Below are 11035 nucleotides of genomic sequence, written 5' to 3' on the forward strand. Positions count from 1 at the left end.
AAAAACATAAAAACCACTCGGAAACAAGTTCTGTTTAGAGCAAATGTTTATTTTTATTATAACTCATATTATATGAGTTTCCATATGATTTTCATATGATTATATTATTTTTCATATAAGCGTTTCAGTGATATAGTAAATATCGGAATGATTTCCCCTCTTTCAAAAAATGCTGAGAACAAAATACTCTTGAAAGGAGCCAACAAGTTCTATGAGTTCTATGGAAAATGAAAAAACGGCGCAGGACAAGCGCGCCATTCTGAAAAAACTTTTCTTCTCCACACTCTATTTGAGCACATTCACCTTCGGAGGAGGATACGTCATCGTCAGCCTTCTGAAAACAAAATTCGTGGATGAGCTTCACTGGATCGATGAAAATGAGATGCTCGATCTGATCGCAATCGCACAGTCTTCTCCGGGTGCAATTGCCGTCAACGGAGCGATCGTCGTCGGATACAAGCTCGCGGGAATGCCCGGAATTTTCTGTGCAATCCTCGGAGCGATCCTCCCACCGTTTGTGATCATCACTGCAATCTCCGCATTCTACACAGCATTTAAAGAAAACTTCTTTATTCAGAATATGCTGAGCGGAATGAGAGCCGGTGTCGGCGCAGTCATTATCTCCGTTGTCTACGACATGGGACGCGGTGTCGCAAAACTTCGTTCCCCGATCCTGATTATGATTATGATTGCAGCTTTTCTTGCTAACTACTATTTCAAGATCAATGTAATCCTGATCATTCTGCTCACTGCCCTGATCGGAGCAATCAGAACCGTCGTCTCCGCCAAGAAAGAAGCAGCTTCTGATTCCAACGAAATATAAAGGAGTGTCCTATGATTTACTTTCAACTTTTTCTCGCCTTCCTGCAAATCGGCGCATTCAGTTTCGGTGGAGGATATGCCGCCATGCCGTTGATTCAGGCTCAGGTCATTGAGAAATACCACTGGCTGACTTTAAATGATTTCACAAACCTGATCACAATCGCAGAGATGACACCAGGACCGATCGCCGTCAATTCCTCAACATTCGTTGGCAATCAGGTTGCCGGAATTCCGGGAGCAATCGTCGCAACGATCGGCTGTATTCTCCCGTCCTGCATCTTTGTCACGATCCTCGCAAAGCTCTACGCGAAATACCGCAATCTTCGCCTGATGAAAGGAATCCTCGAATCGCTTCGCCCGGCTGTCGTCGCCATGATCCTGACCGCCGGAATCACGATTCTCGTCCCGACGTTCTTCGGAGACGGAACGATTCACCTCACGAACGGAAACCTGCAAATCCGCTATCTGATCTACTTTGCAGTCGCAATGGTCTGCCTGCGAAAAGTCAAGATCGACCCCATCAAGGTCATGGTCTCCTGTGGCTTCGCTGAAGTGCTTTACCAGCTCGTACTCTCGTGGCTTCCGATTTAAAAATATCGGTCCCTATTCCCGATCAGATATATATCAATCTCATCAAGGGATGATAAAATAAAATCTATAAAACGGCAAAAACCAGAGAGGTTTTCCATTTTCGGAAATTCTCTCTGGTTTTCTTTTGAAAATTTTTTTCTAAATCTTTTCTTTTTTGAATCAATTATTTTTCTTTTTATTGAATCAATCACTTTTTGAATGAATTACTCTTCCTTGACATCTGTCAGATAGCGGTAGACATCTCGTTTCGGGATTCCACGGTCTTTTGCGACGCGCTTCATCGCTTCCTTGCGATCGATCCCCTGATTCAGGTAGAGATCCATATGCTCCTCAATCGACATCTCTTCCCATGATTTCTGCTGCTCCTTCTGGATCTCATCAAAACTGCGTCCCGCAATGACAAGCACGCACTCGCCCTTCGGTTCTTCGGTCTCAAAGCGCTCCAAAAGCCCCGCAAACGTGCTCCGGAATCCTTCCTCGTACTTTTTCGTAAGCTCCCGGCAAAGCGTCAGCTTGCGATCTGCACCAAGCACTCCGGCAAGCTCCTCGAGTGTGCGGACAAGGTGATGTGGCGCCTCATAGATAATCATCGTTCGCGTCTCCTGTTTCAGCTCCTCAAGCACCCACTGGCGCTCCTTCTTATCGACTGGAAGAAATGCCTCAAAACAGAAACGTCTCGTCAGCTGACCCGACATCGTGAGCGCGGTGATGCAGGCAGCCGGTCCCGGAAGTGAGGTCACAGAGATTCCCGCCTCATAGCACTGGCGCACCAGCTCCTCTCCCGGATCAGAAATACCCGGTGTTCCCGCATCTGTGATGACTGCAACGTTCACACCTTTCTTCATCTGCTCCACAAGATAACGAGCCTTGTCCACCTTGTTGTATTCATGATAACTCGTCATCGGAGTCTTGATCTCAAAATGATTCAGCAGTTTGATGCTGTGGCGGGTATCTTCCGCCGCAATCAAATCCACTTCCTGAAGCGTCTTTAATACACGCAGGGTAATATCATCCAGATTTCCGATCGGTGTGGCACACAGATACAGCTTTCCGACTGCGTTTTCTTCCATGCCCTCGTCTCCCTTCTCTCTCAGTTCACGCATGATCTTTTTTTATCTTCATCTACTATCGCTCCAGATTCATGCTTTATTCGTTTTGTATTCTATCATATCGACTCGTATACCCTGTATCAATTCATATTTCTAGTATCCATAAATCGTATAAATCTCATCCGTATACATGCCCTGGCTTTTGTATACAATAATCGGTGGCTCTATATTCATCATTGCACCGCCTCCGCGCACTGCCTCGATCAAAACCATGTTTGCCTCCTTATCGATAAACGGATGCACAAACTTAATTCTCTTCGGCTCTAAGCGATAATCGTGCAGAAGCGTGATCATCTCCGTGAGTCTGCGCGGACGATGAACCATGTAAAAATGACCGCCCGACTTGAGAAGCGCACTCGCCTCACGCACAACATCCTCGAGCGTACAGAGCACCTCGTGGCGGGCAATCGCCTTCGGCAGATCCGGATTCTTGAGTCCGTGCGTGTCATTCATGTAAGGCGGATTGGAAGTCACCACATCGAAAGAAGCCTTTCCAAAAATTCGGCTGGCCTCCTTGATGTCTCCCTTCACAATCGAAACCCGATCCTGAAGTCCATTGAGATTCACACTGCGCTGTGCCATCTCTGCCATCTCTTCCTGAATCTCAAGACCGGTGAAATGTTCTCCCTGTGTCTTCGCATTCATCAGAATCGGGATAATGCCTGTCCCCGTTCCGAGATCAATCGCACAACCTCCCGGTTTGACTTGCGCAAAACCCGATAAAAGAACAGCATCCATGCCAAAGCAAAATCCGTTTTTCTTCTGAATAATTCGATAGCCGTTTCGCTGGAGATCATCGATTCGCTCATCTTCCTGACACTCTGCGTCACACTTCAAATTATTATTGTTTTGATTTCTCTGTCCGTTCGGATTTTTCCTGTCTCTCTGATCGATCAGACTTTTCTGACTCTCTCTTTCCATTACTCTTCGGTTTTCCTTCCCGCTTTTCCAATGCCTCAAGTTTCTTTAATTCTGCATCTTCCACATCGACTTTTCCTTTTCTTCGACGCGGACGGAATTTCAGCTGTTCTACCTTATACTCGCGAATCTCTTTCTCATCTCGCTCCACCATGACGATAACCTTGACGATCTGGCGAAGCACGTTGACACTCTGCACTTCTCCCTTGAGACCATCATCTGTCGTCACATAGTCTCCGATTCCCGGGAGCTTGCTGTTCAAGTACTCGTAAGTCTCCTCCTCGTTTTTCAGACAGCACATCAGACGACCGCAGACACCCGAAATCTTTGAGGGATTCAGGGAAAGATTCTGTTCCTTTGCCATCTTGATCGACACTGGAATAAAGTCAGACAAATAGGAGTGACAGCAGAGCGCACGACCACAGATACCGACTCCGCCGACGATCTTTGTCTCATCGCGAACTCCGACCTGGCGCAGTTCGATTCTCGTCTTAAAGACGCTCGCCAGATCCTTAACCAGCTCACGGAAATCAATTCTTCCATCTGCCGTGAAATAAAACAGAATCTTGTTATTGTCAAACGTATACTCCACATCGATCAGCTTCATCTCAAGACCGTGCTTGCGAATTTTTTCCTTGCAGATCCGGAACGCCTCTTTCTCTTTGACTTTATTATTTTCTTCTCTTGCCTCATCATCCTTATTTGCCATGCGAATCACTGTCTTCAACGGCTGTACTACCTTGCTGTCGTCCACATCCCGGCTTCCCAGTACAACAAATCCAAACTCAATTCCTCGGGCGGTCTCCACAATTACATGTTCTCCAGCCTTAATCTCCAATTTGCCCGGAGAAAAATAATAGATTTTTCCCGCCTCACGAAATCTGACACCAATTACTCTCGTCATTGACTCTTCTATCTCCTTCAATTATCTCCCTTAATTTCTTAATTTTCCTTCATCGTCAGCAGAAGCAGTTCCATCGCCAGCTCCATATTGACATTTGCATCGAGACGCACCCTCGCCTTGTCCACGGCCTCCAGAATCTGCTCAATTCCATCATAACCGCTGTTCTGGCTGATCTCATTTACCGTGCGGAATTCTTCTTTAAAAATCAGCTGATTAATATCTTTTGTGACCTTGTACAGCAGAATATCTCGATACCACAGCTGAATGAAATCCAGACATTCGTAAATATCCAGACCATCCTCCTTCATCTTGCGAATCTCATCGAGAAGTTCGGAAATATCTGCCTGTTTTACGTGGCGAAGCAGACCGAGAATCTCCTGATGAAGATGCTTGAAATCTTCCGAGGATGCCAGAGAAATCGCTTTGCCGAGATTTCCTCTCGCAAATGCCGAATAGATCTCTGCATCTGCCTCCTGCACATGCAACTGCTCCGTCAGATAATTTTTCACCATGTAATCACGGAGCGGTTTTAATTTCAACTGAACACAGCGCGACAAAATCGTCGGAAGAAAGGCATCCACATTCGTCGTCAACAGAAGAATCACTGCATAAGCCGGCGGTTCCTCAATCGTCTTGAGCAGAGCATTCTGTGCCTGCTGAGTCATCTTCTCTGCCTCATCCACAATATAAATCTTATAATAACTGCTGTAAGGGCGCACCATGATTGTATCATTGATCTGAGTACGAATATCCTCCACACCAATTGTATTCGGCTTCTCATGTGTCACATAGACCAGATCCGGGTGACTTCCGCTCAAAACCTGTTTGCAGGCATGGCATTCCATACATGGCTCTATGCCATCCTGCTCACACAGAAGTGTCATCGCAAACGCTTCTGCCAGAGTCTTTTTTCCCATTCCGGCTTCCCCTGAAAGAATGTAGGCATGAGATACCTTATGATTCCTTACCGCAGTCTGCATATGATCCTTGATCTGTTCATGTCCGATAATTTCCCGAAATGTCTTCATGGCACGCACCTCCCAGTCTTTATCTGTTCAAAACGCACTCTCTCGATCCCTATTCCTCATGCATCACCATCCATGCACGGTCCAATCTTTCTTCATACGTTCTGAGTGAAATCTATTTATTGCTTGTTTCAATTAAAAAATATTGTAGCACAAATATATGGTTTTATCAAAATTTCTGTATCTCTGTATTCTAGTTTTTTCTTTCGGCGTTACTGTTCAAACCTCATTCAGACAATTAACCATTCTGAATTGCACTCAGAATCTCATCCACGCATTTATCCAGAGTCTCATTCACAAAAGAAGACTGAATCCCCAATCGCTCCAGCTTCTCCTGTGCAAAATCCTCCTCATCTGCAAGAAAACGTCTGCAAAGTTCCGCATAATTCGGTTTCTTCTGTGTTTTTTCTCTCGCAAGTGCACGTTCGAGACGAGCTCCATCATCGACCGTCACATAAAGAGGTTTTACCACATCTTCCCCGTAATACTCCCTCAGTTTCTCGTAGGATTCCAGCGTGCCAATCGCCAGATAATCTGCTTCCTCCAGACAGATTCGTCCGTCATCGACCGTCGCATAACTCCACGGTCCACAGACTGTCTGATACGTTCTCATCTCAATGATTTTTCCCTGTTTCTCAAATGTTTCCAGAGTCTTTGGATTTGCAAAATAATACTCTCTGCCCTCGCACTCGCCATCCCGCATCGGTCGCGTTGTATACAGAACAACTCTGCGCAGTCGTGGACATTTTTTCAAAAGTTCTCTATAAATGGTATCTTTTCCCGATGCGCTTTTTCCCATCAAATAATAGATCTTTCCCATTTTGCATCCTCTCTATCTTGCATTTTCTCTATTTTTTCTTCACAGGTACTCCTAATGTTCACAGATACTCTCGTTTTTTATCAACGTCTTCTACTCTGCACAGACGCGCAGAATATTCGCCTCTTTATCCGCCATGCCCTGAACCGGAAGTCCAATTTTTTTATAGTAAAAAATCTGCTGAAGCATCTCTCTCTTGATTTTTTCTCCCGGCGCAATGATCGGAATTCCCGGAGGATAGAGATAGACAAACTCCCCGGAAATTCTCTCCTCACAGACTTCAAGTGGCAATTCTTCCCACGGCGCATCAACCGCTTTTGCAGGTGTCATACAGATTTCCGGAAGTTCCCATTTTTTCCGAAGATCAAACTCTGCTCCGAGTTCCATCTCCTTCTGATCTGCGCTCTCACTTTCCTTTTCCTCAAATTCAGAACAAGTTATCTCAATCTTTCGATCGATCTCCTCAAACGCCGTGCACAACCGATCCAGATTTTCCATAGAATCCGAAAACGTTGTAATTGCCACGACATAATCTGCCCCGCACATTTCCATTTCAATGTTGTACTCTTTTCGCAACCAGTCTCCGAGAATCTCTCCTGTCATCTTCTCGCGACTCACACGCTTCTCGATCTTCTGACTTTCATCTTCTCCACATCTTCTCTGTGCGCAATCCTGCGCTTCATTCTCAAACGTATTTTCCGCAATCTTTACACAGCCCCCGCAGGAAACCACAATCTTCGCAGGGTCCATATCATAAATGCCGGCTCTTGATTTTAGAGAACAACTCCTCCCATTCGCGCCACACTCCGTACTTTCCGCTTTTTGCCCTTCTCTGCGACCTTCTACGCCATTTTTGCGCAGTTTGCAGACCAATACCGGTTTCAAATGTTTAAGGTGCTCTAAGCGGCTGTAAACGCATCTCAGACGCCTTGAAAAATCATCCATCTGCTTTCTTCCGCTCTGCTCCATCTCATAGATGCAACTCTCAATCGACGCCATCATCACATAGGACGGACTGCTCGTCTGATAAATCTGAAGATAACGCTCAAGCCTTCCGAGATCGACCCTCTTTTCGCCCTCTCTCGTCAGGTGAAGCACCGCAGTCTGGGTCAGCGACGGCAATGTTTTATGCAAACTCTGAATTACAAGATCCGCTCCACAGTCAATCGCAGAAGCCGGAAATTCCTCTCCTCCAAACGAAAAATGCGCCCCGTGCGCCTCATCCACGATCAACGGAAGCCCATATCGATGCACAACATCCGCAATCGCCTGCACATCCGACACCATCCCATCATACGTCGGAGAGACAATCAGGACCGCCTCGGTATCCGAATTTTTTTTAAGCATCTTTTCCACATCATCCGCGAGGATTCCACCCTGTATCCACAATCCAGAAAGGATTTGTGGATACACATAGTCTGTTTTCAACTGATTGAGGATAACGCCATGGTAAGCCGATTTGTGGCAATTTCTGCTGATAAGAATCCGTCCACCCGGATGAACACATGCGCTCACCGCACTCAAAATCCCGCAACTGCTTCCATTCACCAGATACCAGGTCTTTGCTGTCTTATACACCCCGGATGCCCATTCCATCGACTCTCTTAGAATTCCCTCCGGGTGATGAAGATTATCAAACCCGTCAATCTCCGTGATATCAATCGCAAACGGATTCGGAAATTCCGCTCTCATTCCATCCTCGCTCTGGCGCTTATGTCCCGGCATATGAAACGGACATGCATCCGACTTGGCATAACGCTTGAGACGGGAAATCAAAAGATCTTCTTTTCTCATAATTTTTTTATTTTTCCCTTTTTTTCACTCATTCTATTTTCATTTCTCAAAATTCCTATTTTTTAAGAAGAGTGAAACTTTTTATACAACTCCGATCACATGGTTATCTTTACGGTATCACCCAGAATTTTCCGTTCAGAAACTTCCTACCTGTATACAATAATATAACCTCAAAAGTGCATTTTATTTTAGCACAGAACGGCTTTACATTCCACCACCTTTTTACTATAATATTTTGGGATTTTTATTAAAAATTTTATTGGAATTTATTTCTTGAATTCAAACCATGATCTTATCATTTAAGGAGATGATTGCATTGCGTGAAATGGAATTTAAAATGGAGCGTCAGGGACTCGTCAACATCGGAGACAAGGTAGAAGTTATCGAACGCGAGGGCTTCAATTACAGCTATATCATTGAGCCTGCGGTTGCTATGTCCGGCTGTTACAAGAACCGTGACCGCCTGAAGTCCAGAGAAGGGATTGTGAAAGACATCCGCGAGAATTCCCGCGGTTTCTATGTGATCGTAGAATTCGATGAGTAAATTTAAATACGGATCTCGTCTACACAAAAATCTCGAAAAAATTATAAAAAAAACTCTATCAGATTCACAAAAAATACTTTTATTTAGGAGTAGATCGAAAAAGCGCCGGAGGTAGAAAAGTCACTGCAAACCCGTGCAGGACTTATTCTGTCGTAGGCGCTATCTATTTTTATTATTTTTTTCTTGTTTTATTCTTTCTAGTATTTCTCCCGTATTAATCACCAAAGTACTACTTTAACATTACTCCAATAATACGTTAGTAATCCTTTTTTACTCCACAAACGTCCGATCCTTATCCGGAATCACAAGCACCTTCCTCCAGATCGGCTCCGGCTCTCTTCCTCGTTTCCAGTTGTTATCCGTCCAATAACAGTAGACTTCTCCATCCTGCTCCATCACAAATTGCAGATCATCATTTCCCGTCGTCTCCACCTGCTTCCGAAGCTCCTCATCATTCAGATAACTGATCTGTCCCGCCGGCGAAATCACCGCAATGATCCCCCGATTGCTTACCCAGCTCTTCGGCCTGTAAGACGCATAGATCTCTCCCGCCGATTCCGAATAAGACATTTCCGTGATTCTTCCCTTGAACCTTTCCCCGATCATTACCGTCTCCCCGACATTTGCAAGCGGTCTGCGATAAAGCTCACTGTACTGGATTCCATCTCTCTTTCGCACGAAAACACTGTAATATATCTGCCCATCCGCAATGCAGAAGCTGTCGATTCCTTTTCCCTGTTCAAGAAAAAGACTCTCCTCCCCAGCTTCCTCCTTATAGATCGCAGATTCTCCATCTCCATTTTCACTCAGGAAATATGAGATTCCTGCATATTCGCGCTGAGCCGGATTGCACTCTGCGATGCGATTTCCATCCATGACAAAAAAACGATCCTCATAAGGCAGACTTCCATCCTCCTGCGTCTGAAGCGTTCGTCCGAGCATATCATAAAGCATGATATCATCGCCGTCTGCTATCGCGTAAAATCCGCAGGTCTTCTTTTCAAAAGTCTCCCTCTCCCCAATCCTCTGAATCCGGTCATACTGGGAAACATAGATTCCATCTTCCCAGAACGAATAATTGTCGACATCCCTTGCGATGATCTCAATCTCATCCATCATATCTGCATTTCCACTTACCCGATACAGAGTATGATCCAGCTCACTCCAAACATTTTTGAGTTCACTGTCCTCTCTCTCCTGACACGGCAGATAGTAGGTCCACCCATCATGAGTCTGTATCTCCGGATTGCTCGGATCGGAATCTGCAAACTCAGATTCCTCCAATGGAAGCGAGTAGAGTACCTGACCATTGTCGGACAGATAGACTGCCTTCGCTCCCACCTGAATGCAGTTCTCCTTCTTTTCGTCCTCCGTCTCTTCACTCTCCGACTCCATCTTGATTTTTCGCTCAAACGGTGCTTGAAGCACATCGATCTGATGTTTCACTTTCCAAATTCCAACCGCAAGAATCCCCATCGACACAAGAAAGAGGGCGACAGAGAAAACTCCCTGCACCGCAGTCTTCCTTGCGCTCACACGTTCCGGAATCTCCTGGTCATCCACAATTCCAAGTCGGTCCTCAATTTCCAGCAGAAGAGATGTCTCATCCAAATTGGAGAAACGCTCCTTTTGTGCCTCCTTTGACTGCATCTTTTCCTCTGCATGAGATGCCTCAAGCATCTCCCGGCTTGCATCTAATTTTGTCTCCGCGAGAAAGTCTTCCCGTTTGATCAGCCAGTCAATCGGCGATTTCTCTTTCTGAAGCTGTTCTCCCCGCTGATAGGCTTCCATATAGGTCAAAATCAAGAGTTCTCTTATCTTTTCCTCTTGATTAAAAATCAGCTTTGCATGACGATAAAGTTTCTGGTATGTCACAATATAAAGATTTTCAAACTCAATCAGCCACACCGCTTTTTCTGGTTCACTCTGATTTCTCATAGGCGTTTTCCTCATTCTTTCATCTTATCAGATTCCGCTTAATTTGACAATCAATTTGACCATCTTAACTATCTGACCGCTTTCCAAATAATAAAATTCAAATGACAAAAATGGCGGAAACCCTTTTTCAAGGATTTCCGCCATCCATACGACTGAGCGTGCCGGGATTCGAACCCGGGACAACTTGATTAAAAGTCAAGTGCTCTACCGACTGAGCTACACGCCCATATGCCTTGGACCGGAATCGAACCAGTGACACGAGGATTTTCAGTCCTCTGCTCTACCAACTGAGCTACCAAGGCACAAAATTGCGGGGATAGGATTTGAACCTATGACCTTCGGGTTATGAGCCCGACGAGCTTCCAGACTGCTCCACCCCGCGACAATAATGACAACAATATTCAATTGTTGAGTGGGGGAAAGTGGATTCGAACCACTGAAGGCATAGCCAGCAGATTTACAGTCTGTCCCCTTTGGCCACTCGGGAATTCCCCCATATTTAATACTCTAAGCCGATAATCGGACTCGAACCGATAACCTGCTGATTACAAATCAGCTGCTCTGCCAATTGAG

At 45.4% G+C, this 11035-nt stretch carries 9 protein-coding genes, 4 tRNA genes and 1 pseudogene; 3 read left to right on the plus strand and 11 right to left on the minus strand.

Going from position 1 to position 11035, the window contains the following annotated elements; translation table 11 throughout:
- Positions 1–211: 211 nt before the first annotated feature.
- Both AC4EVX_RS08625 and AC4EVX_RS08630 read left to right on the plus strand, forming a co-directional pair.
- Positions 212–823 carry a chromate transporter gene (locus AC4EVX_RS08625; protein WP_490159996.1) on the plus strand — a complete coding sequence of 204 codons (612 nt, stop codon included), beginning with the start codon at positions 212–214 and terminating at the stop codon, positions 821–823.
- Between the two features lie 11 nt (positions 824–834).
- Positions 835–1413, plus strand: a complete 579-nt coding sequence (locus AC4EVX_RS08630; protein WP_177977789.1) for a chromate transporter — start codon at positions 835–837, stop codon at positions 1411–1413.
- Positions 1414–1616: 203 nt separating this feature from the next.
- Here the strand turns inward: AC4EVX_RS08630 and rsmI are convergent, their stop codons facing one another.
- The 6 genes and pseudogenes from rsmI to AC4EVX_RS08660 all read right to left on the minus strand — a co-directional run bounded on the left by rsmI (position 1617) and on the right by AC4EVX_RS08660 (position 7980).
- A complete protein-coding gene (gene rsmI / locus AC4EVX_RS08635; protein WP_490159997.1) occupies positions 1617–2516 on the minus strand; it encodes a 16S rRNA (cytidine(1402)-2'-O)-methyltransferase in 900 nt (299 codons plus the stop codon).
- 99 nt (positions 2517–2615) lie between these two features.
- Positions 2616–3443, minus strand: coding sequence for a tRNA1(Val) (adenine(37)-N6)-methyltransferase (locus AC4EVX_RS08640; RefSeq protein ID WP_490159998.1), 828 nt, complete (start codon positions 3441–3443; stop codon positions 2616–2618).
- A gap of 4 nt (positions 3444–3447) precedes the next feature.
- Positions 3448–4344: pseudogene (locus AC4EVX_RS08645) on the minus strand (PSP1 domain-containing protein); the annotation flags it as partial.
- 38 nt (positions 4345–4382) lie between these two features.
- Positions 4383–5372 carry a DNA polymerase III subunit delta' gene (gene holB, locus AC4EVX_RS08650; protein ID WP_177977786.1) on the minus strand — a complete coding sequence of 330 codons (990 nt, stop codon included), beginning with the start codon at positions 5370–5372 and terminating at the stop codon, positions 4383–4385.
- Between the two features lie 235 nt (positions 5373–5607).
- Positions 5608–6189: a guanylate kinase gene (locus AC4EVX_RS08655; protein WP_490159999.1), complete on the minus strand. Its 582-nt coding sequence runs from the start codon at positions 6187–6189 to the stop codon at positions 5608–5610.
- A 90-nt stretch (positions 6190–6279) separates the two neighbouring features.
- The gene (locus tag AC4EVX_RS08660) at positions 6280–7980 is read right to left on the minus strand and encodes an aminotransferase class I/II-fold pyridoxal phosphate-dependent enzyme (RefSeq protein WP_490160000.1); all 1701 of its coding nucleotides are present in this window, start codon (positions 7978–7980) and stop codon (positions 6280–6282) included.
- Between the two features lie 316 nt (positions 7981–8296).
- Here AC4EVX_RS08660 and AC4EVX_RS08665 point away from each other — a divergent pair, with 316 nt between their 5' ends.
- The gene (locus AC4EVX_RS08665) at positions 8297–8524 is read left to right on the plus strand and encodes a hypothetical protein (RefSeq protein ID WP_177977783.1); all 228 of its coding nucleotides are present in this window, start codon (positions 8297–8299) and stop codon (positions 8522–8524) included.
- Between the two features lie 270 nt (positions 8525–8794).
- Here AC4EVX_RS08665 and AC4EVX_RS08670 read toward each other — a convergent pair whose 3' ends face one another.
- The 5 genes from AC4EVX_RS08670 to AC4EVX_RS08690 form a co-directional block, all read right to left on the minus strand.
- Positions 8795–10462 (minus strand): hypothetical protein, encoded by a 1668-nt coding sequence (locus AC4EVX_RS08670; RefSeq protein WP_177977782.1) that lies wholly within the window; start codon positions 10460–10462, stop codon positions 8795–8797.
- Positions 10463–10615: 153 nt separating this feature from the next.
- A tRNA-Lys gene (locus tag AC4EVX_RS08675) sits at positions 10616–10688 on the minus strand.
- Between the two features lie 3 nt (positions 10689–10691).
- Positions 10692–10764 (minus strand) — tRNA-Phe (locus tag AC4EVX_RS08680).
- Between the two features lie 6 nt (positions 10765–10770).
- Positions 10771–10844 (minus strand) — tRNA-Met (locus tag AC4EVX_RS08685).
- Positions 10845–10875: 31 nt separating this feature from the next.
- Positions 10876–10957: transfer RNA gene (locus AC4EVX_RS08690), tRNA-Tyr, on the minus strand.
- Positions 10958–11035: the final 78 nt, after the last annotated feature.

It is taken from the genome of Brotaphodocola sp., from assembly GCF_983179755.1.